The 21,412-nt window shown below is 68.7% G+C and carries 17 protein-coding genes; 6 read left to right on the top strand and 11 right to left on the bottom strand.

The annotated features are described in order from the left end of the window. Positions 1-105: 105 nt before the first annotated feature. The 6 genes from IT306_23055 to IT306_23080 all read right to left on the bottom strand — a co-directional run bounded on the left by IT306_23055 (position 106) and on the right by IT306_23080 (position 7,922). Positions 106-1,257 (bottom strand): ATP-binding cassette domain-containing protein, encoded by a 1,152-nt coding sequence (locus tag IT306_23055; GenBank protein MCC7371315.1) that lies wholly within the window; start codon positions 1,255-1,257, stop codon positions 106-108. A gap of 6 nt (positions 1,258-1,263) precedes the next feature. Beyond that, complete coding sequence (locus tag IT306_23060) at positions 1,264-2,433, bottom strand: ABC transporter ATP-binding protein (protein ID MCC7371316.1); 1,170 nt, start codon at positions 2,431-2,433, stop codon at positions 1,264-1,266. A gap of 4 nt (positions 2,434-2,437) precedes the next feature. Beyond that, positions 2,438-3,484 (bottom strand): ABC transporter permease, encoded by a 1,047-nt coding sequence (locus tag IT306_23065; GenBank protein ID MCC7371317.1) that lies wholly within the window; start codon positions 3,482-3,484, stop codon positions 2,438-2,440. A gap of 202 nt (positions 3,485-3,686) precedes the next feature. Next, on the bottom strand, positions 3,687-4,670 hold the full coding sequence (locus IT306_23070) for an ABC transporter permease (GenBank protein ID MCC7371318.1): 984 nt from the start codon (positions 4,668-4,670) through the stop codon (positions 3,687-3,689). Between the two features lie 198 nt (positions 4,671-4,868). Then, positions 4,869-7,010, bottom strand: coding sequence for an ABC transporter substrate-binding protein (locus IT306_23075; protein ID MCC7371319.1), 2,142 nt, complete (start codon positions 7,008-7,010; stop codon positions 4,869-4,871). Positions 7,011-7,025: 15 nt separating this feature from the next. Next, entirely contained in the window at positions 7,026-7,922 is an 897-nt protein-coding gene (locus tag IT306_23080; protein MCC7371320.1) for a GntR family transcriptional regulator, read from the bottom strand. A gap of 356 nt (positions 7,923-8,278) precedes the next feature. Here IT306_23080 and IT306_23085 point away from each other — a divergent pair, with 356 nt between their 5' ends. Together IT306_23085 and lon are read left to right on the top strand one after the other, a co-directional pair. After that, complete coding sequence (locus IT306_23085) at positions 8,279-9,958, top strand: glycosyltransferase family 39 protein (protein MCC7371321.1); 1,680 nt, start codon at positions 8,279-8,281, stop codon at positions 9,956-9,958. A gap of 129 nt (positions 9,959-10,087) precedes the next feature. Further along, entirely contained in the window at positions 10,088-12,448 is a 2,361-nt protein-coding gene (lon, locus tag IT306_23090) for an endopeptidase La (protein ID MCC7371322.1), read from the top strand. A gap of 183 nt (positions 12,449-12,631) precedes the next feature. Here lon and IT306_23095 read toward each other — a convergent pair whose 3' ends face one another. The 4 genes from IT306_23095 to IT306_23110 form a co-directional block, all read right to left on the bottom strand. Next, a complete protein-coding gene (locus IT306_23095; protein MCC7371323.1) occupies positions 12,632-13,432 on the bottom strand; it encodes a tetratricopeptide repeat protein in 801 nt (266 codons plus the stop codon). 443 nt (positions 13,433-13,875) lie between these two features. Further along, the gene (locus IT306_23100) at positions 13,876-14,298 is read right to left on the bottom strand and encodes a hypothetical protein (GenBank protein ID MCC7371324.1); all 423 of its coding nucleotides are present in this window, start codon (positions 14,296-14,298) and stop codon (positions 13,876-13,878) included. Positions 14,299-14,732: 434 nt separating this feature from the next. Next, positions 14,733-14,915, bottom strand: a complete 183-nt coding sequence (locus IT306_23105) for a 4-oxalocrotonate tautomerase (GenBank protein MCC7371325.1) — start codon at positions 14,913-14,915, stop codon at positions 14,733-14,735. An 89-nt stretch (positions 14,916-15,004) separates the two neighbouring features. Next, complete coding sequence (locus IT306_23110) at positions 15,005-16,246, bottom strand: acetyl-CoA C-acyltransferase (GenBank protein MCC7371326.1); 1,242 nt, start codon at positions 16,244-16,246, stop codon at positions 15,005-15,007. Positions 16,247-16,502: 256 nt separating this feature from the next. Here IT306_23110 and pcaC point away from each other — a divergent pair, with 256 nt between their 5' ends. The 4 genes from pcaC to pcaB all read left to right on the top strand — a co-directional run bounded on the left by pcaC (position 16,503) and on the right by pcaB (position 19,779). After that, positions 16,503-16,940, top strand: a complete 438-nt coding sequence (pcaC, locus tag IT306_23115; GenBank protein ID MCC7371327.1) for a 4-carboxymuconolactone decarboxylase — start codon at positions 16,503-16,505, stop codon at positions 16,938-16,940. 109 nt (positions 16,941-17,049) lie between these two features. Then, entirely contained in the window at positions 17,050-17,802 is a 753-nt protein-coding gene (gene pcaH, locus IT306_23120; GenBank protein MCC7371328.1) for a protocatechuate 3,4-dioxygenase subunit beta, read from the top strand. Beyond that, positions 17,799-18,410, top strand: coding sequence for a protocatechuate 3,4-dioxygenase subunit alpha (gene pcaG, locus IT306_23125; GenBank protein MCC7371329.1), 612 nt, complete (start codon positions 17,799-17,801; stop codon positions 18,408-18,410). Before pcaH ends, pcaG begins: the two co-directional genes overlap by 4 nt. 1 nt (position 18,411) lies before the next feature. Beyond that, positions 18,412-19,779: a 3-carboxy-cis,cis-muconate cycloisomerase gene (pcaB, locus tag IT306_23130; protein MCC7371330.1), complete on the top strand. Its 1,368-nt coding sequence runs from the start codon at positions 18,412-18,414 to the stop codon at positions 19,777-19,779. Between the two features lie 16 nt (positions 19,780-19,795). Here the strand turns inward: pcaB and IT306_23135 are convergent, their stop codons facing one another. Further along, a complete protein-coding gene (locus IT306_23135) occupies positions 19,796-21,190 on the bottom strand; it encodes an amidase (protein MCC7371331.1) in 1,395 nt (464 codons plus the stop codon). Between the last annotated feature and the right edge of the window lie 222 nt (positions 21,191-21,412).

Here is a 21,412-nt window from a genome sequence, read left to right on the forward strand (position 1 = left end):
GATGGCTTCAGCGAAAGCCACACGGTGGCGTCGGAGGTTGAGCGCCGCCTTCTCTGGATCCCACTCGAATTCCATCGACCTCGCCGCCTGAGAAGCAGTGGCCGACTACGGTACCACGGCCAGCGGCTGCGTCGGTGCGCCCACCCCCTTGAGTGACAGCTCCTCGGCGCGGTGGCAGCTCACGAAATGGTCGCCGCCATCCTTGCTTCCGAGATTGCGGAAGGCCGGCCGCTCCGCCTTGCAGCGCTCCACGGCGTACGGGCAGCGCGGGTGGAAATAGCAGCCTGACGGCGGGTTGGCAGGGTCCGCGACCTCGCCCTCCAGCACGATGCGCGCCTTCTGCATGCGCGGGTCAGGCTTCGGCACCGCCGACATCAACGCCTCGGTGTACGGGTGCAGCGGTCGGCCGAACAGCTCCTTCGTCTCGGCCAGCTCCACCAGCTGCCCCACATACATCACGCCGACTCGCTGCGCGATGTACTCCACCACGCTCAGGTTGTGGCTGATGAAGAGGTAGGCCAGCCCGAACTGGGCCTGGAGCTGCTTCATCAGGTTCAGCACCTGGGCCTGGATCGAGACATCCAGCGCCGAGACCGGCTCATCCGCCACGATCAGCTTTGGCTGGAGCGCCAGCGCCCGCGCGATGCCGATGCGCTGCCGCTGGCCGCCGCTGAAGGCGTGCGGGTAGCGCCGCATGTACTGAGGCCGCAGCCCCACCAGCGAGAGGAGCTGCGCCACCCGCTCCTCAAGCTCGCGGCCCCGCACCCCGAACGCCGCGAGCGGCTCCCCGACGATCTGCAGCAGCGTCATGCGGGGGTCCAGCGACGAGTACGGATCCTGGAAGATCATCTGGATCTGCCGGCGCAGTTGTCGGAGCGGCTCGCCCTGCTGCGCCAGCAGGTCCGTCCACTGGCCGTCTGCCGTCTTGAACTGGACCGAGCCGCTGCTCGGCTCGATGGCCCGCACGATGCAGCGGCCCGTCGTCGTCTTGCCGCAGCCGGACTCCCCGACCAACGCCAGGGTCTCCCGCTCGCGGATCGAGAAGCTGACGCCATCAACCGCCCGGACCTCGCCGATGTGTTTGCGGAAGAGGCCCTTGGTGATCGGGAAGTACTTCTTCAGGTTATCGACGCGGAGCAGGACATCGCCGTCCTGGGGCGACTGGACCGAGCCATCGGTCGTGTTGCTCGGCGCGCTGTCGGCCTGTAGCTGCGCCGTCGTTCCGTTGGTGCTGCCGTTCTGCGTCCCGTCACTCATGTCCTGTCACTCATAGAGGTGGCACCGTACCTGATGATGCTCGGAGAGGGGCGTCCACCGCGGTTCCGTGGTGTCGCAGCGGCCCGGGATGAAGCTCGGGCAGCGCGGATGGAACGCACAGCCGCGCGGGATGTTGTACGGATCGGGCACCGAGCCCTCGATGGGCTGCAACAGTCCCTGCATCATCCCCAGGCGCGGCACCGAGTTGATGAGCGCGCGCGTGTACGGGTGTTTCGGATCGTGGAACAAGGTATCCACGTCAGCCTGCTCCACCACCCGCCCGAGGTACATCACCACCACTCGCTTCGTCATCTCGGCGATGACCCCCAGGTCATGGGTGATGAACATGATCGCCATGCCCAGCTCGTCCTGGAGATGGCGCAGCAAGTCCAGGATCTGCGCCTGCGTCGTGACGTCGAGCGCCGTCGTCGGCTCGTCGGCGATCAGCAGGCTCGGGTTGCAGGAGAGGGCCATCGCGATCATCGCGCGCTGCCGCTGTCCGCCGCTCAGCTGGTGGGTGTAAGCGTCCACCGCCTGGTGCGGGCGCGGCATCCCGACGCGCGCCAGGATCTCGATGGCGCGCTCGCGGGCCTGTTGCTTGTTCGCCTGCTGGTGCAGGATGATCGCTTCCATGATCTGGTAGCCGATGGTGTGGACCGGGCTGAACGAGGTCATCGGCTCCTGGAAGACCATCGCGATCTCGGCCCCACGGATGGCCCGGATGGCCGGCCCGCGCGGATCGAGATCCGTCAGCTTGACGGTGCTGGATTGGGGATTGGCCGCGGCGTGGCCGTGCATGGCGCCGCTGGCCGCGCCATGCGATGGGCCGCTGGCAGCGCCGTTCGTGTGGCCGCTCCGCGTCCCGTTGCCCGCCTGGGCATCCGCGCCGTAGCGGTGCAGTGTGATCTCGCCGCCGACGATCTTGCCCGGGTCGGGCACGATGCGGAGGATCGCCTGGGCGGTGACGCTCTTGCCGCAGCCGCTCTCCCCCACCACGCCCAGGGCCTCGCCACGGTTGATGGTGAAGCTGACGCCGTCGAGCGCCTTGACGGTGCCCTCCCGCAGGAAGAAGTGCGTCTTGACGTCCTTCAGCTCGATCAGCGGCAGCGGGACTGCCCCGGACCTGCTGGACTGGGCCTTCTCCTGGCTCCTGACCGCCGACTCCTGACTGCTCATCGCGCTACACCTTGTACGGGTCGGCGGCGTCTCGCAGGCCGTCGCCCATGAAGTTGAACGCCATGATCGTCACGACGACGAATCCGGCCGGCCACATCAGCCAGGGGTAGGAGTTGACCGCGCCGATATTCTGGGCGGCCTGGAGCATCGTGCCCCAGCTCACCACCGGCGCACGCAGTCCCAGCCCCAGGAAGCTCAGCGAGGTCTCGGCCAGGATCATGCCGGGGACGGCCAGCGTCATGTGGACGATCAGGTAGCTGAGCGAGGCCGGCAGCAGGTGCTTGAGGATGATCTCGCGGTCCTTGAGGCCGCCGAGCCGCGCCGCGATCACGAAGTCCTCGCCGCGGATCTCCAGCAGCTTGCTGCGGACGATGCGGGCCAGCCCCGGCCAGCTGGTCAGGGCCAGGATCAGCGTGATGGCGAAGTACGCCTTGACAGGATCCCAGCCCGTCGGGACGGCGGCGCTCAGGCCCATCCAGAGCGGGATCGTCGGGATCGAGATCAGGAACTCGATCAGCCGCTGGATCAGGTTGTCCACGGCCCCGCCGTAGTACCCCGAGATGCCGCCCAGGATCACGCCGAGCACGAAGCTCAGGGTCACGCCGACCAGCCCGACCGACAGCGAGATCGCGCCGCCGTACAGGATGCGCGAGAAGACGTCCCGCCCGAGGTCGTCGGTGCCCATCAGGTAGAGCGTTCCGCCCTGCTCGACCCCGAACAGGTGCGTGGTCGTCTCGATGAACCCGAGCAGGAAGTACGTGTCCCCGGTCACGAAGAACTGGACGTAGAACCGCTTGCTCGGATCGTCCGTGAACGTCCGCGACATCGTGGCGAGGTCGCGCTGGACGGCGGTGCCGTAGACGAACGGCCGCGGCGAGAAGCCCTGCTCGTCCGAGAAGTGCAACGCCTGTGGCGGGCGGAAAATGAACTGCGAGCGCGTCGCCTTGTCGTACGGGGCGACAAACCCGTGACAGAGGGTGATGGCGTACATGGCGACGATGGTCCATAGGCCCACCATCGCCATGCGGTGACGGGTGAAGTGCAGCCACATCAGCCGCCACTGCGAGGCGACGAAGATCTTCTCTTCCGCCTTGAGCTCGCGCCGCCCGAGGATCTCGGGGGCGGCGCCAGCCGGACCTACAGTCGCTACCACGGTATCTCCCGAATGACCTCACGCCCCGCCCGCTGCGCGGCGCGACTATCGACTGTGCCGACATCCTCTCCGTGCCGGAGAGGGGGCCGGGTGCGGCCTTCTACGTGTAGTGAATGCGCGGATCGAGGATCGCCAGCAGGATGTCTGAGATGAACGTGCCCACCAGCGTCAGCGCCATCGAGATCATCACGGTGCTGGCGGCCAGGAACATGTCCTCGGTGGTGAGGGCGCTGTAGAGCAGCGGCCCGATGGTCGGCAGGTTCAGCACGATGCTGACGATGACCGAGCCGGAGAAGATGGCCGGCAGCGCCCAGCCGACCGTCGACGCGATGGGCACCAGGGCCACCCGGACCGGGTAGGTTCGCAGCAGCTCCCACTCCTCGACGCCCTTCGCCCGGGCCGTCTGGACGTACGGCTTCCGCAGCTCATCCAGCAGCGTGGCGCGCATCGTCCGGATCAGCCAGGCCGTGCCCGACAGCCCGATCACCAGCAGCGGCACCGGCAGGTGGGCCAGCAGATCCAGGAGCTTGGACACGCTCCACGGGGCCTGCTCCATGCCCGGCGAGAACAGCCCGCCCACCGACAACCCGAGGTTGTTGTGGAAGAACATCATCACGACCAGCGCCAGCAGGAACGGCGGCACCGACAGGCCGATGAATCCGAAGAAGGTGGCAAGATAGTCTGGGATCGAGTACTGCCGGACGGCCGAGTAGATCCCGATGGGAATGGCGATCACATAGGTGACGATCAACGACCCGAACGCCACCAGGACCGTCATGCCGAGACGCTCCCAGATCAACTCGGCAACGGGCCGGTTCCAGCCGAACGACCGTCCAAGATCGCCCTGGAGCACGCGGCTGAGCCACTTGAAATACTGGATGTACACCGGCTGATCGAGCCCGTAGAAGGCACGCAGGCCGGCCAGATCTTCCTCGCTGATGGTCGCGCCGCTCATCGAGACGCGGTCCACGTAGTACGAGAGGTAGTCCCCCGGGGGCAGGGTGATCACCAGGAAGGAGACCATCGAGCCCAACAGGAGCAGCAGCAGCATGTAGGCGAATCGGCGCGCGATGTACCCCTTCATCGTCGGTGGCAGACTCCTCGGGTACGGGATGGTGAAGCGGTTGGGTGGATAGGCAGCGGTGGCGCCCCTCACCCCCGCGCTGGCCCCTCACCCCCCGCCCCGCTGCGCGGCGCGAATACCGACTTCGTCGACATCATCTCCCGCACGCGGGTGAGGGGGGGTGAGGGGCCAGCGCGGGGGGCGTAGAACCCTCCGACGCTACCGGTCGAAGTACCAGGCTTCCGGGTAGCTCTCGAAGCCGTCCAGCGCGTCCCAGACCCAGTAGTCGGACTCGGGGACGTTCTTCATGTCCTTGTTGAACATCAGCGGGACCGGCGCATCGGCCACGGTGCCGATGGTCCAGACGTTCTCGGCCTGCGAGGCGAGCAGCTTGTCCACGTACTGAATGTCGTCCGTCTCGGCGTACTTGTCCATCCACTCGTACAGGGACTTGACTTCCGGGATCGGCTCCTCACCTTCCTTGCCCTTGGTGACGTACCACTTGGCCCAGTTCGGCGCCCAGGTGCTCTCGTCGCCGAAGATCGGCGCGAACCACTTGGGCCGGCGGGCCAGCAGCGTGTCGATCACCTCATCGCCGCCCCACGCCGACATCATCAACTGGTTCGCGGCGATTTTTGGCCGGATGACGGGCCGCAGCACCGGCTTCGCATCGACCTGCACGCCGACCTTCCGCCAGTACTCGCTGGCCATCTCCATCAGCGCCGTGGACTGGGTGTTGTTCCAGTCAAACGCGATCTGCATCGGGCGGCCATCGGGCAGCGCGCGCAGCTTGGTGCTCGGGTCCATCTTCAACCCGATCTCGTCGAGCAGCTTGTTCGCCATGTCCGGGTCGTACTGGGCGTAGGCCTTCGCGTACTCCGGCTTGTACGCCCGCGACGTGGCGTGCGCCGTCAGCTGGGCCGGCGTGCCCATCCCGAAGAAGACGACCTCGTTCATCTCCTCGCGGTTGAGCGCGACGGACATGGCCCGCCGGAACCGAACGTCCCGGAACACCTTCTGCCAGGCCTCGTCCGGGTAGTTCATGTTGAAGTTGAAGAGCATCTCGGCGCCCTTGCCGCTCTTCCAGGTGTAGGTCTTGAAGCCGGCCTTCGCCTCGGCGTCCTTGTAGGTCTTGAAGTTCTTGATCGTCAGCGCGAGGCAGACGAAGTCGTAGTTGCCGGCCACGCCCTTCGCCTCGATGGCCGAGACGTCGTCCACGCGCTCCATCGTCATGCCGTCGAGGTACGGCAACTGCTTGCCGTCCGCGTCCACGATCCAGAAGTACGGGTTGCGCTTGTAGGTGACGGCCTGCGGCGAGACCTGATCCACGACGTACGCACCCAGGCGCGGCACCTCGGGATTCTGGTCCGGCTCCTTCTTCGAGACGAACCACGTCGCCCAGGACTCGAAGCCGGCCGCCTTGGCCTGCTCGTTCGCCTTGTCGTTGTACTTCAGATGGAACTGCTTCAGGTAGTGCGCCGGCACCGCGTTGTCGTGCGAGAAGCCGAACACGTGCGCGAAGTTGACCAGCGGGAAGGAGGGGATCGGCGCGGCGAACTCGAACTTGAAGGAGTAGTCGTCCACCTTGACGAACTTCAGCAACTGACCGCCCACCGTGAAGTACTGGCGGATCGGGCCGAGCAGCGCCGAGTGGACGTCGTTGTCCGTCAGGACGTGGTCGTACCAGAACTGCCAGTCGGCGACGGTGTGCGGCTGGCCGTCCGACCACTTCATGCCCTTCCGCATCGTCGCGGTCAGGGTCTTGAAGTCCTTCGACATCTCGACGTTCTTCAGGACGTTCGGCACCCAGTTCGCGAGGTCCGGGGCCAGCCGCAGCGGCGTGCCGTGCATCGCGCCACCGTACTTGACCGGCGACCAGATGAAGAGATCCTTGGAGTTGCCGACGGTCCGCATCACGCCGCCGTACTTGCCCTTGCGGTCCAGGATAACCGGCTCTTCGGGCAGGCGATCCTTGAGGGCGGGCAGCTTGCCGGCCTTGACCTGCTCCGCAAGGGCGGGCGCTTCGGTCAGGTTGGCCGGCAGCTTGTCCAGCAGGTACGACTTCGGCAGCGGGGCGTTGGCGGCCGGCTTGGCGGCAGCGGCCGGAGCAGCCGCCGCCGGCTTCGCAGCCTCAGCCGGCTTGGCCGGCGCGGCAGCGGCGGCCGGGGCCGGGGCCTGCGCGGCCGGCTTGGCCGCCTCAGCGGGCTTCGCGGCCTCAGTGGGCTTGGCCGGCTCGGCCGGCTTCGCGGGGGCCGCCGGCGGCGTGGGCTGCCCGCAGGCGGCCAGCAGCGCCATGCCGGCCGCGCCGAAGCCAGTCTGTACGAGGAACGCGCGTCGAGTCGAACGCCGGGTGCTAGCCACGATGGAGTCCCTCCACTACGAGTGACGGCGGGTGGCACGCGTGCGGCCCGGTCCGTTTCGGGCCGCGTCGGAAACGACGGTGGACGATCGCCCGTTCGGGGCGACGACGCCTGATGGCGAGTGGTCGAGGTCCGTGGGCAGGGCCAGCCGTGATGCTGACCAGGTGGCGAGCGCGGCCACATCAGGCCGCCCGCCGTCGCGGTCGTCGGCAAGGTGCTCCAGCAGCATCTGCTCGCCGGCCGCAAGGTGGTGGATCGTCTCGGCTTCGAGACGGTCCCGATCGCGCGAGCGCAGCGCCTCGAGCAGCGCGGCATGCCCGCGTCGATACGAGAGCGGCTGTTTCGGGACGGCTGCGCTCACCCTGAGCACACCGGTCGCCGCGAGCAGCACGCGGATCTTGGCTCGGAGATTCGTCCACGCTTCCTGCAGCAGCTTGTGTCGGCTGAGCCGGAACAGGTGATCGTGAAACGAGAGGTCCAGCTCGACCCGCTGCAGGATCGCGTGCTGGTCGTGGAGGGTCGCATCCGCCTCCTCAAGGAGCGCCTCCATCTGCTGCAAGTCGCTTTCGGTCCAGTGTTGGATGGCCAGTCTGCCAGCGTAGACTTCGAGCGCCGCGCGGAGGCTGAACGCCTCGCTCACGACGAGCGGGGTGATCTCGGTGACGAAGGTGCCGCGCCGGGGGTAGCTGACCACCAGCCCCAGGCGCTCAAGCTCGCGGAGCGCTTCGCGGACGGGCGCCTTGCTGATGCCCATCTGCCGCGCGATCTCAGCCTCGACAAGCCGCTGCCCGGGCGCGATCGCGCCGATGGAGACGGCGCGCTCAATCGCCCCAACGACTTCGTCGCGGAGGCCGGCCGCGCGTACGGCAATGCTGGCTGCAACCTCGTCGAGCACAGCGGTCTCGGACGTCACTGTCCACCACCCTGGCGGCCGATGCTGTCTGACGACATAGTCGACGGTCGACCGTGCGGCAAGGCTACGCGCTGCTCTGGCGTCTTGTCAAGACCCTGATTTCTGGCCCAGCCGGCCGCACGCACCCTCTGCGCGGCGCGCCTCACGCGGCGGTCAGCCTCTGACGAAAGGTGAGTGGCTCACCGGCTGCAGAGTCGGTCAGGCAACGTCTCGCGCCGACCATGTCAACTGCGCGCAGCCGAGCGGCTCGGGCACGGATTCGCCCGGGCCGTCCCACATGTCTGCCAAATGTCTGACAGGCCGGCTGGCATTCCGGTACACTCCGCCTCCGCCGCGTGTTCCCCGGCTGGAGGTTGATGATCGGAGCCGCAACCCTCGCTGTCCCGCGCCGGCGTGCTCAGGCGCGCAGCTGGATCGGACCCCGCATCGCCAATCGCCTTGAGATCGCAGGTATCGGCATCCTGCTGATCGTTGCAGCGGCCATCAGGCTCGACGGGCTGATGGTCGTTCCCCGCCTCTCCGACGAGACGCTGGAAGTCGTGCTCGGGCTGCGACTGCTCCGAGAGGGCGGCCTGCCGCTGGTGGGGTATGCGCCGCACATCGGCTCGCTGTTCACGTATCTGGTGGCCCTGGCCTTCATGGTCGTCGGGCCGAAGATCGAGGCTGGCCGACTCGTCGTGCTGACGGCCGGCGTGCTGACGGTGATCCCGACGTACCTCCTGGGACGGGATCTCGGGCAGGTGGGCGGGGGCAGTCAGATGCGCGGCCGGCTGATCGGGCTGATCGCCGCCTTCTTGCTGGTCTTCTCCGGCCCGCACATCGCCACCAGCAGCCGCATCGCCTACTCGAACTCGCTGACGCCGCTCTTCACGATGCTCGGGCTGTGGCTGGCACACCGGGCCATCACGCACCGCTCGAATCGCGACCTGCTGTTGAGCGGCGCGGCGCTCGGGCTGGCACTCCAGACGGCCATGTCAGCGCTGGCCGTTGGCCCGGGCGTGGCGCTGGCCGTCGTGCTGCCGCTGCTGGGGCAGGTGCGCCGGGCGGGATGCTCGGCCAGCCGCGTGGGCTGGCCGAGCATCCCGCTCCTGCTGGCGACGGCCGCCGCCGCCCTGCTGATGGTCGGCAACCTCGTCGCGTACAGCCTGCTGTTCGGAGCAGGGACGGTCAGCACCTCTGGCAACCGCATCGAGCGGTACGTCGGCGAGGACGCCTGGACGCTTTGGGCCTGGGGCGACCGCCTGCTGGAGCTGTTGCGGTCACAGGCCCTGGTGCTGGGGAGCCGCACGACGGAGATCGAGGGCGACCCATCATTGCTGCTGTCGCCGTACGTCTTCGTCGGAGTCGGACTCGCGCTGCTCGGGCTGTGGGTCGCGGCCCGGCGTGGCGCGTGGCTGCCGCTCGCCGTGACGGTCTCCGTGATCGCGATCGTCTCGCTGCTGAACGGCCGCCTTGAGCCGATTGTGCCACGCCTGCGCCACTACGCCACGCTCCTGCCGCTCGGCATGGTGATGATCTCGCTCGGGCTGGTCTGGCTCGCGGAGTGGCTGTCGACCGTCAGACGCTTCTCGGAGGTCGGCCGTTGGCTCGGCCTGGCGGTCCTCCTGGGCACGCCGCTGGTGCTGGCGGCCGGCTCGATATCGGCCTTCCGCGAGTACGAGACCGAGCGTCTCAGCCGTGTGGACAAGCACAACGGGCCGTACCTCGCCGTGCTCCAGGCCGTCGCCGGCAGTGGTCCCCGCAGCGAGCGGCTCTACCTGGACGAAAACCTCAACGACCTGCTGACGATGTCCGGCGGCCGGATGCTCTCGCACCTGCGCTACGCCTTCTCGGTCACCGGCCAGGAGTTCGACACCGTCGATCTTGACGACGACGCCCTGCCAGTTGGGCGGCGCGGCAGCGATTCTCGCCGGCTGATCCTGCGGGCCGAAACGGTGCCGATGGCACAGAAGCGCTACCGGCTGACGCCGCTGCCCGGCGAGCCGGGCGAGGGCGCGCCGCTGCGAGCGTTCCGGGCGTTTCCACGCGAGCCGTAGCGCAACGTAAGATCGAGTTTCTGACGCAATCCTGAGACAATCTGCGTCCGGAGCCGCCCCGGGGACGGTATACTGCCTCATCTGGGCGCAGCGTGTCAGAGATCGCCCCGCCCTTGGGAGCCCGTGCTGATGCCGCGTCGCAAAAGGAAGGCGAGCGCCCGTGCGCTCGTACTGCCGATTCTCCCCGTGCGGAATACCGTCCTGTTCCCGCACGTCGTGACACCGCTCTTCGTCGACCGTGACCGCTCCCTGCGCGCCATCGAGGAGTCGATGGGCGGCGAGCGCACGCTGGTCGTGCTGGCGCAGCGCGACCCGGAGATCGAGCGGCCTGGGGAGGGCGACCTTTACACCATCGGCACGGAAGCGGTCGTCGGGCGCATGCTCAAGATGCCGGACGGCTCGACCTCGGCGCTGGTCCAGGGGCAGCGGCGGGTGCGCGTTGTCGGCATCGAGGCGGACGAGCCGTACCTGAGGCTCCAGATAGTCCCCATCGAGGAGCCAGAGGCGGAAGGCGAAGAGGCCAGCGCGCTGATCCGTGCCGTCATCGGCATGTATGAGAAGGTGGTCAAGCTCAGCCGCTCGATTCCGGACGATCACTACGTCGCCGCCATCAACATCGATCAGGCAGGCTGGCTGGCTGACTTCGTCGTCTCGGACCTCGAGCTCTCGGTGGCGGACCGCCAGGAGATCCTCGAAACGCTCGATCCCGTAGAGCGGCTGCACAAGGCCAGCATGCTGCTGGCCCGCGAGCTGGACGTCCTGGAGCTGCAGAACAAGATCCACTCGCAGGTGCAGTCCGAGGTCGACAAGAACCAGCGCGAGTACTTCCTGCGGGAGCAGCTCAAGGCGATCCAGAAGGAGTTGGGCGAGACCGACGCCCAGGGCCGCGAGGTCGCGAAGCTGCGCGAGAAGCTCGACGCGGCCGGCCTGCCCGAGGAGGTCCGCACCAAGGCTGACGAGGAGCTTGAGCGCCTGGCGATGATGCCGACGATGTCTCCAGAAGTAGGCATGGTCCGCAGCTACCTGGAGTGGCTGGCTGGCCTGCCCTGGTCGAAGGCCACCGAGGATCAGCTCGACATCGATCGGGCGGCCCGCGTGCTCGATCAGCACCACTACGGCCTGCAGCGCGTCAAAGAGCGCATCCTGGAGTTCATGGCCGTCCGCAAGCTGGCGGCCGATAAGATGCGGAGCCCGGTCCTCTGCTTCGTGGGGCCGCCGGGGGTTGGCAAGACCAGCCTCGGGAAGGCGATTGCCGAGGCCATCGGGCGGAAGTTCGTGCGGGTCTCCCTGGGCGGCGTCCGCGACGAGGCCGAGATCCGCGGCCACCGCCGCACCTACATCGGCGCGCTGCCCGGCCGCGTGCTCCAGACGATGCGGCAGGCCAGCACCATCAACCCCGTCTTCATGCTGGACGAGATCGACAAGCTCGGCTCCGACTTTCGCGGCGACCCTTCGGCGGCGCTGCTCGAAGTCCTGGACCCGGAGCAGAACGGCTCGTTCTCGGACCACTACCTGGACGTGCCCTACGATCTCTCGAAGGTGATGTTCGTCACGACGGCAAACATCCTCGATCCGGTCCCGCCGGCCCTGCGCGACCGCATGGAGGTGATCGAGCTGCCTGGGTACGTCGAGGACGAGAAGCACGAGATCGCGCGGCGGTTCCTGGTGCCGCGCCAGACCCGCGAGCACGGCCTGAGCGGCAATCAGCTCCGCTTCACCGAGGAAGCGCTGCGCCACATCATCCGCGAGTACACCCACGAGGCCGGCGTCCGGAACCTCGAACGCCAGATCAGCACGATCTGCCGGAAGGTGGCCCGCAAGGTGGCGACGGGCGACACCCGCCGCACAACGGTCTCGCTCAAGAACCTGGAGGAGCTGCTCGGGCCGAAGCGGTACACCCGCAACCTGGCCGAGGAGCGCGACGAGACCGGCATCGCGACGGGCGTCTCGTGGACGCCGGCCGGCGGCGACGTGATGACCGTCGAGGTCTCGCTGCTGGAGGGCAAGGGCCAGCTCGTCACCACCGGGCAGCTCGGCGACGTCATGAAGGAGTCGGCCATCGCCGCCCTGAGCTACGCCCGCGTCCGCGCCACCGAGCTGGGGTTGGCACCCCGCTTCTACGAGACGATGGACGTGCACATCCACGTGCCAGCCGGCGCGATCCCGAAGGACGGCCCCTCGGCCGGCATCACGATGGCGACGGCGCTCGTGTCAGGCCTGACGCGGCGGCCATCCCACCGCGAGGTGGCGATGACCGGCGAGATCACGCTGCGCGGGCGGGTACTGCCGGTGGGCGGCATCCGCGAGAAGGTGGTGGCCGCACACCGCGCCGGCATCAAGACGTTCGTGCTGCCGCGCCAGAACCTAAAAGACCTGGACGAGGTGCCTGAGGATGCCCGCAACGAGCTGACGTTCGTGCCGGTCGAGATGATGGACGAGGTGCTGAAGGTGGCGCTGCACCCGTCCGCCGCCGAGTTGCGGGCGGTGTAGCGAGGCGTCAGGCCGTCGATTCTGTTGTAAGCGTGCAAGCAGCAATTGTCATCCTGAGTGCAGCGAAGGACCTCACCCGCTGACGCGAGCTTGACGGTCAGCGGGTGAGATCCTTCGCTGCGCCCAGGACGACAAGGGTAGGTGCGTGTCGCCCACCGTTTCCTGACGCCTGACACCCGTCTCCTACGAGTCCTCGTCCGAGTCGTGCTCGTCGGCGCTGTTGCCCGCCTCGCCGTCTCCATCCGCGACGTCGACCGTCTCCGTATCGACATCGCCGTCATCCATCGAGTCGTCGTCCTCGTCGTCCATGTCCGGCCGGAAGACGCTGTCACGGGTGTCGGGCCGCACCAGCGCCGCCTGCGTCGGGAAGGACGGCCGCGAGCGCATGCTCGGGTGGCGGAACTCCTCACGGATGATGATCCGCACGTGGTGCTCGTCGATCGACGTGATGGTAGCGCCGTAGCGGTTGCCGGCCGTCACCAGCCGCAGCACCCGCTGTGCGATCTTCGGCTCAAGCTGGCCGACCAGCACGTCGCCTTCGGCGATCAGCCGCACGACGCCGCTGTCCACCACCACGGACAGCTTGTCGCCGGCCGTCAGCGTGGCGATCCGCTGGAACGGCGCGACGTCAACCAGGTCGGTCACCGCCGTCTTGCCGCTCTCCTCGATGAAGAGGCTCGGATCGACGGTCCGGGAGTGGGACACCGCCACCACCGGCGCCGAGGCCACATCTTCGGCCAGCTTCGTCAAGCGGACAAGGTTCTTCGCCGCGATGCCGTTGCTCGGATCGATCTTCGTCGACTTCGCGTACTGATCGCGGGCGTCGGCATACTGCCCGAGCTCCATCAACGCCTTGCCGAGCCGGTTCAGGGTATCGACATCGTCCGGGAACTGCTCCAGGATCTGCCGGTTCAGATCGGCAGCCTCCTGCCACTTGTTCTGCATCGCGAGCTGAATCGCCTTCTCTGCACGAAGGCGTCGCATACGTTGTCGGTCTTCAGACTGATAGACGGCCATCGAATCACACCTCAAAGGCCGGCGGCGACGGCCACCAGGCGTCGGCTGGCAAGGCAAAAAGTGCGCCACGCGGCCGTCCAAATCCGAGTGTCGGCCGACACAGCGCAACCTGAGAAGTATACTCGACCATGCTCTGGCCGCAATGCACCAGCACGATCCACGCCCGAACGGTGACGGATTTCGGTGACCGATGCAACGCGGATTTCCGCGAGGGAATTCCCGTATACATCGGGAAACCGTCAGTGAGCCCGGAACGCCACGCCAGCGTGACGCGGTTGTAACCTGTCGCGCCGTCCGGCTGCTCGACGTCTCACCGAACGATGGCCCCGGGCCTCGTCGGGGCTTTCATGCCCCGACCGCTCATGCCGTTGCGCCCTGGGAGCGCGAACGACCAGGCAGCCGTCCTGGCGCTAGGTGGGAAAGTGGGGACGGCGGGGGCGCGTCCCCGGCGGATACAGCCGCCGGGGTGGCGGGGGATCGTCCGTGCCGGTCGCCTCGCCTTCGCGGGGTGCGTGGGGCGGCGGGGGCAGGCGCATCGGCGCGCGGGCCGGCATCAGGCCGAACCGCCCATGCGACTCGACCTGATCCAGCGCCTGGTCGATGGCCGGGCCGAGCGCCTGCACGGCCGTGGCCATCTGGAGCGCGCTGAGATCGTTCAGCTCGCGCGCCTCGCTCTCGATAACCTCGGTCAGCTCGACCATCCGCCGCACGAGCCGCCGCGCCACGGCGGTCAGGATGACGGCCTCCGCATGCTCCGACAGTCGTAGCGCTTCGAGTTGTTCGAGCAGCAGCTCGGCCAACCGCTCAGCATGCGCCCATTCTGCTTCGTTCACCGCCACTCTTCCCCTCTATAGGACATTGAAGCGCAATGTGCGTACCACTTGCGGCGCATCGCCGCCGGCCATCTGGATGGGCGGTTCCGGCCGGTTGGGGCGCTGCCAACCGGTCCGAAAGACTGTCCCTGGATGGCATGCAGTCTGCGTTTGACCTACTAAGGGAGCAGCTCCGGGCCACACGGAGCGCCGCGAAGGATCGCTGAGCCATGGACTTCGCAATGCTGATCTCGGGCTTTTCAGGACTGGTCGCCACGTTCGTCGTCAGCGCGCTGTGGGCCACCCGGCCAACGGTGCTGACGCAGGATGGCCTCACACCACGCCACCGCCGGGTGCTGCGCTAGCGTCGCCCGCCGGATTTCGTGCCACCCCGCGCAGATTGATACGCTCCAGGTTGCACTGATTGCCACCTGGAGCGTTACTGCATCCTGGAGCTAGTCCGACGCGAGCTTGCCAGCGTGCGCCCAGTTGTGCTTCGGCACGTCGGTGATGATGACCTCGGTCGCCTCCGGGGTGGTCTTGGCGATGCGGACCACCGCCTCGGTGATGGCCGCAACCAGCTCGCGCTTCTGCTCGACCGTTCGCCCCTCGAACATGTGCACGGTAATCAGTGGCATCGTCGTCCTCCGTCGCTGAGCCTGTCTGGCGAGTGTTGGCGCCTAGTCTAGTACATCCGACAGGCGCTGGTCGTGGATCACGCCCCCCGTCAGGCCACGCCCTCGATGATCGTCGCGATCCCCTGCCCCACCCCGATGCACATCGTCACCAGGGCGTAGCCTCCGCCGCGCCGTCCCAGCTCCAGCGTCGCCGTGCCGGCCAGCCGCGCGCCAGACGCCCCCAGTGGGTGCCCCAGCGCGATTGCGCCGCCGTTCGGGTTGACGCGCCGCTCGTCTCGCCAGTCCAGGCCCAGCTCGTTGAGCGACGCGACGACCTGGCTGGCGAACGCCTCGTTCGCCTCGACCAGCTCCAGGTCTGACGCGGCGAGGCCGGCCCGCTTGAGGGCCAGCGCCGACGATGGGATCGGCCCGAGGCCCATCTCGTCCGGGCGGACGCCAGCGACAGCCGTGCTGACGATCCGCGCCAGCGGCTGCAGGCCGAGGTCGCGGGCGCGCTCGGCGGAGGTGACCAGCAGCGCCGCCGCGCCATCGTTCAGGCCCGACGCATTGCCGGCCGTGACGGAGCCGTCTTTCGCGAAGGCCGGCCGCAGCTTCGCCAGCCCCTCCAGGGTAGTGTCTGGGCGAGGGTGTTCGTCCTGCTCGACGGTCACGCTCTCGCCGCGCCGGCCGCCTGGGACCGTCGTCGCCACGATCTCCTGCGCCAGCGTGCCGTTCGCCATCGCGCGGGCGGCCTTCTGCTGGCTGAGCAGCGCAAACTGGTCCTGGTCGGCGCGGGAGACAGCCCGGCGCTCGGCCACGTTCTCGGCCGTCTCGCCCAGGGAGCAGGTGTGCCCGCTGGCCTCGAGCCGCGGATGCGGGAACCGCCAGCCGAGCGTCGAATCGGCCATCTCGGGGACGCCGCGCACGTAGGCCGCGTCGGCCTTCAGCATCACGATGGGGGCGCGGGTCATGCTCTCGACGCCGCCGGCAATGAACAGGTCGCCCTGGTTGCTCCAGATCGCCTGCGCCGCCGCGTTGACGGCCTGAAGGCCGGAGCCGCACAGCCGGTTAACGGTCTGGCCGGGCGCCTCGATGGGGAGACCGGCCAGCAGCAGCGCCATCCGCGCGACGTTCCGGTTGTCCTCGCCCGCCTGGTTGGCGCAGCCCATGATGACGTCGTCCACGGTGGATGGATCGATGCCGGTCCGCTGCACCAGCGCCGAGATCGCCTGCGCGGCCATGCTGTCCGGTCGGAGTCTGGCCAGGGCGCCGCCGTGCCGACCGAACGGCGTCCGCACGTACCCAACGATGACGGCGTCGCGCGGGCCGAGCGATGTCCTGCTTGCTGCCATCCCTGCACCTCCTGCGCGGAGAAGCGTAGCCCGGGCCGAGTATCCCCTGCCCCCATCGGCCCGCCGCGGTCAGAGCGCTTGCCTGTTCGTTGGTGTTCCCAAAACGCCGTCAAACGAGCGGTCAGAGCTTGAAAGCCCCGACGACGCTGCACGACGCACTCATCATGCGATTGCCCTGGTGTGCGGCGCCCCCGGCGAGCATCCGGCCCCCGCGAGGGAGTACCTTTCAGGACGTGCACCAACGCTGAGGTTGACGATGGCTGACGACGCATCGGCATCCCGCTACGAAGCAGGACTCCAGGTCCGAACCGAGGTGCTCGGCGCCGAGCACGTTGCACGGGCAACCGCCCGACAGACTTCGCTGGACCGTGACTTCCAGCACTACATCACCGAGACCGCCTGGGGCATGGTCTGGACCCGCCCGGACCTCGACCGGCGCACGCGCAGCCTGGTGACCATCGCGCTGCTGGCCGGCCTGGGCCGCTCCGAGGAGCTGGAGCTGCACTTCCGCGCCAGCAAGAACATCGGCGTTGACCCGCGCGAGATCGCCGAAGTGCTGATGCACGTCGCCGTCTACGCCGGCGTGCCGGCCGCCAACCGGGCGTTCGCGCTCGCCAAGACGATCCTCGACGTGCCAGATGACCTCCTGGACAGCACGCCAGCCGCCACCCCGCCCCCAGACCCCACCAGCTAACCCCGTGACGCCCCGACGCCGCCGCGAGACCTTGCCCCTCGACCCCACCATGTGACCCGGACCGCGGCATCGGCGCCGCGGCCATAGTGCCAGGATGGAGCGCCTGACCATGACGACCCTCACGACGACCATCGGTCAGATCGTGCGCGGGGACCGCGAGGTCTTCCCGCCGTACCTCTACGCCGCCTACCAATCGACCAGGCTGCGCGCACCGACGTTGCCGCTGGTCGAGGTGCCGCTCACGCTCTCCGAGCTGACCGGGCCGGGGCCGGTCATGAGCCGGGTGACGCCCGAGGATGCCGACATGACCACGAACTCCGGCACCGGCGGCGAGGCCATCGGCCAGCGGATCATCGTGACGGGACGTGTGCTCGACGCACGGGGCCGCCCGATCCCGAACACGCTGCTGGAGATCTGGCAGGCCAACGCCTCCGGCCGCTACATCCACAAGAACGACCAGTGGCCCGGCCGGCTCGATCCAAACTTCCTCGGCATCGGGCGCACCCTGACCGATGCGAACGGCGTCTACCGCTTCCTGACCGTTCGCCCCGGCCTCTACCCCTGGAAGAACCACCCGAACGCCTGGCGGCCGGCCCACATCCACTTCTCGCTGTTCGGGCGGTCGCTGGTGTCGCGGCTGGTGACTCAGATGTACTTCCCGGACGATCCGATGTTCTCGCTGGACCCGATCTTCCACGGCGTCCCGAACGACGCCGCCCGGCAGCGGATGGTCGCCGCCTACGACCACAACGTCACCGAGGAAGAGTGGGCGCTCGGGTATCGCTGGGACATCGTGCTGCACGGCCCGGAGGCCACGCCATTCGATGAGAAGTGGCCGGCCCCGCTGGAGGATCCCGCATGAGCGGCTCGTCGACGGCTTCCGGGGCGCGCGAGGTGCCCACGCTCGGCGTGACTCCCACCCAGACAGTCGGGCCGTTCTTCGCGCCGGCCCTGCTGCGCGATCCGCTGAACACCCTCACCACGGACGGGACCGAGGGCGAGCGGATCCGCGTTGAGGGCCGCGTGCTCGACGGCGCAGGCGCGCCGGTGCCGGACGCCATGATCGAGATCTGGCAGGCGAATGCGCACGGACGGTTCAACCACCCGCGCGACACCCGCGAGCTGCCGCTCGATCCCGAGTTCACTGGCTGGGGACGCTCCGGCACGGACGACACCGGCCTGTACTGGTTCGAGACCGTCAAGCCCGGTCCGGTGCCGTTCGACGGCGGGACGATGCAGGCGCCGCACCTCTCGGTGACGATCCACGCGCGCGGCATGCTCAACCACGCCCAGACACGCCTGTACTTCGGGGACGAGGATGCCAACGCGGCGGACCCGATCCTCGCGCTGGTCCCGTCCGAGCGCCGGCAGACGCTGATCGCCGCACGGTCGGAGGAGGGCGGAAGGACCGTCTACCGGCTGGACATCATCCTCCAGGGCCCCGGCGAGATCGTCTACTTCAACATCTAGCATGAACGATCTCGGTGCGGTCCTCTACTCCACGCCCCCGATGCTGGCCCTCTTCTCCGGGGAGGGCCACGTCCAGCGCATGCTCGACTTCGAGGCGGGGCTGGCCCGGGCCGAAGCCCGGGCCGGCGTGATCCCGCCCGAGGCCGCCGAGCAGATCGCAGCAGCCTGCCGCGTCGAGCTGTTCGACGTGCCAGCCCTGCTGCGTGAGACGGCCACGGCCGGCACGCTGGCGATCCCGCTGGCGAAAGCCCTGACGGCGAAGGTTGGCGGGGAGGCGTCGCGCTACGTCCACTGGGGCGCCACCAGCCAGGACGTCATCGACACGGCGCTGATGCTCCAGATCCGCGACGGCCTGGGCCTGCTGATCGACGGGCTCCTGGAGATCGGCGCGAGCGCCGCCGGCCTCGCCGAGCGGCACCGAGGGACGCCGATGGCCGGCCGCACGCTGCTCCAGCAGGCCCTGCCCATCACCTTTGGGCTGCGGGCCGCCCGCTGGCTGACGGTGGCCACCCGTCAGATCGAGAAGCTACGCAGACTCCAGCAGGAGACGCTGGCGCTCCAGTTCGGCGGGGCGGCCGGAACGCTGGCCTCGCTGGGAGAGGATGGCGCGCTGGTGGCCGAGATCCTGGGCGACGAGCTGCGTCTGCCGACCCCGGACCTGCCCTGGCACGCCGAGCGCGACCGGATCGTAGAAGTGGCGGCCGGCGTCGGGATCGTGGCGGGGGCCGTCGGCAAGATCGCCCAGGACATCCTGCTGCTCAGCCAGACCGAGCTGGGCGAGGTGGCTGAGGGCAGCGCGCCCGGCAAGGGCGGCTCCTCGACGCTCCCGCACAAGCGCAATCCGGTCGATACGGTGGCCGCTGTGGCGGCAGCGCGGCTGGCGCTCGGGCTGGTCCCCGTGATCTCGGCCTCGCTGATGCAGGAGCACGAACGGGCGATCGGCGGGTGGCAATCGGAGTGGGCGGCCCTCCCCGAGCTGTTCGGCTACGCGGCCGGGGCCGTCGAACGGGTCAGGCTCTCGCTGGCCGGTCTCGAAGTCCACGCCGACCGGATGCTGGACAATCTCGGCGTCACACGCGGCCTGCTGATGGCCGAATCGCTCTCGATGGCGCTCGCGGGGCGGATCGGCAAGGCCGAGGCCCACCATGCCGTGCAGGCGGCCTGCCAGCGAGCCGTCAGGCAGGCGGACGATCTGGAGGCCGTCGCGCTGGCCGACGAGAAGATCGCCGGCCCGCTGTCAGCCGACGAGATCCGCGCCGCGCTCGATCCGCTCGCCTATCTCGGCAGCACCGATCGCTTCATCAACCGGGCGCTGGAGGCGTTCGAGCGCTGCCGGCAGGCCCACACCCCGGAGGCGGCAGGGGGGTGAGGGCCGCATCTTTGCCCTACGATGTCGGCGGCCGGCGGTCAGCCCACGGCTGAGCCGCCTCGAACGCGGCGGCCGCCCGCAGCACCCGCCCCTCGGAGAAGCGCGGCCCCACGATCTGCATCCCGATGGGCAGCCCATCAGCGCTGAGGCCGGCCGGCACCGTGATCGCCGGCTCGCCGGTCAGGTTGAACGGGTAGGTGAACGGCGTCCAGCCGAGCGACGGTCCGTACTCCGGCGCAGACCGGTCCAGCCCGAACGGCAGATCCGCCATCGTCGGGGTCACCAGCAAGTCGTACTGCCCGAAGAAGCGGCCCATCGTGGCAGCAAGGTCCAACCGCACAAGGCGAGCCTTGCTGCCGTCGAACAGGGTCCGCGTTGACAGCAGCTCGACGGCCTGCACGAAGCCCGGGTCCATCTTGTCGCGCATCTCGTCCAGGCGGTCGTAGGCCCGGTTGGCCGCGCCGGCCCAGAGGTACTGGTCGGCAGCCCAGATCGGATCGGAGAAGCCGGGGTTCGCCTGCACCACCGTTGCGCCAAGCTCCTCGAAACGCGTGACGGACGCCGCGACCACGGCCGCCACCTCGGGGTTCACCTTCGCGTAGCCGAGATCCGGGCTGAACGCGATCCTGAGTCCCCGGACGCCGCCCTCGCACGACGCCAGGTAGTCCTCGTTGCTGGCCGGCAGGCAGTGCGGGTCGCGCAGGTCCGGGCCGGCGATGGCGCTGAGCATCGCGGCATTGTCGCGGACGGTCCGCGTCATCGGACCGTAGTGGGTGACCAGCTCGCTCACCGAGACCGGGAACATCGCGACCCGCCCATAGGTCGGCTTGAGGCCCACGATGCCGCAGAAGCTGGCCGGCATCCGGATCGACCCCGCGCCGTCCGACCCGACGGCCAGCGGGACGATGCCAGCCGCCACCGCCGCACCGCTGCCGGAGCTGGACCCGGACGCCGACCGCTCCAGGTTCCAGGGGTTGCGGGTCATGCCGTAGAGCGGGCTCCAGCTGATGCCGTTCCACCCGAACTCGGGCATCGTCGTCATGCCGACGACGACAGCCCCGGCCTTGCGGAGGTTCGCCACGACCGGCGCATCTTCCGTGGCGACGTAGTCGGCCAACAGGTGCGTCCCGAACGTGACTTTGGCGCCGGTCACGTTCATCTGATCCTTGACGCCGACCGGCACCCCGTGGAGCGGCCCGAGGTCGTCGCCGCGCTGCACGGCGGCCTCGGCGCGCTGCGCGGCGGCGCGGGCATCAGCCGCCAGCACCTGCGAGAAGGCGTTGAGGGCAGGGTCAAGCTGCGCGATGCGGGCGAGGACGCCGTCGATCACCTCGACGGGCGAAAGCTCTTTGCGGCGAATGCTGGCAGCCAGATCCAGAGCAGAGGTGAAACCAAGCACGCTGAGATCCATCACGAGCCCCTGAAACCGCCCCCTGGGCGTAGGTTAGGGGTACGGTAGCGGCAGGGCCTGCCCCGCCGCCATGCCGGGCCGCCGCCTACCGGGGCGATTGCATGTTGATGTCGTCGTGCCGCCGCGTCGGGGCTTGAAAGCCCCGCCTACCATCCTGCAGTCGCTGCGCGACGCGCCAGTCGCACCAGTGCCGGCCGTTCCCGACGGCCGTCGCGCAGCGAC

Source organism: Chloroflexota bacterium, from assembly GCA_020850535.1.
GTDB lineage: Bacteria > Chloroflexota > UBA6077 > UBA6077 > JACCZL01 > JADZEM01.

Coding starts and splice junctions, on each gene's coding strand:
- IT306_23055 (MCC7371315.1), bottom strand. CDS start 1,257: ATGAGTGACGGGACGCAGAACGGCAGCACCAACGGAACGACGGCGCAG.
- IT306_23060 (MCC7371316.1), bottom strand. CDS start 2,433: ATGAGCAGTCAGGAGTCGGCGGTCAGGAGCCAGGAGAAGGCCCAGTCC.
- IT306_23065 (MCC7371317.1), bottom strand. CDS start 3,484: ATGTGGCTGCACTTCACCCGTCACCGCATGGCGATGGTGGGCCTATGG.
- IT306_23070 (MCC7371318.1), bottom strand. CDS start 4,670: ATGAAGGGGTACATCGCGCGCCGATTCGCCTACATGCTGCTGCTGCTC.
- IT306_23085 (MCC7371321.1), top strand. CDS start 8,279: ATGATCGGAGCCGCAACCCTCGCTGTCCCGCGCCGGCGTGCTCAGGCG.
- lon (MCC7371322.1), top strand. CDS start 10,088: ATGCCGCGTCGCAAAAGGAAGGCGAGCGCCCGTGCGCTCGTACTGCCG.
- IT306_23095 (MCC7371323.1), bottom strand. CDS start 13,432: ATGCGACGCCTTCGTGCAGAGAAGGCGATTCAGCTCGCGATGCAGAAC.
- IT306_23105 (MCC7371325.1), bottom strand. CDS start 14,915: ATGCCACTGATTACCGTGCACATGTTCGAGGGGCGAACGGTCGAGCAG.
- IT306_23110 (MCC7371326.1), bottom strand. CDS start 16,246: ATGGCAGCAAGCAGGACATCGCTCGGCCCGCGCGACGCCGTCATCGTT.
- pcaC (MCC7371327.1), top strand. CDS start 16,503: ATGGCTGACGACGCATCGGCATCCCGCTACGAAGCAGGACTCCAGGTC.
- pcaH (MCC7371328.1), top strand. CDS start 17,050: ATGACGACCCTCACGACGACCATCGGTCAGATCGTGCGCGGGGACCGC.
- pcaG (MCC7371329.1), top strand. CDS start 17,799: ATGAGCGGCTCGTCGACGGCTTCCGGGGCGCGCGAGGTGCCCACGCTC.
- pcaB (MCC7371330.1), top strand. CDS start 18,412: ATGAACGATCTCGGTGCGGTCCTCTACTCCACGCCCCCGATGCTGGCC.
- IT306_23135 (MCC7371331.1), bottom strand. CDS start 21,190: ATGGATCTCAGCGTGCTTGGTTTCACCTCTGCTCTGGATCTGGCTGCC.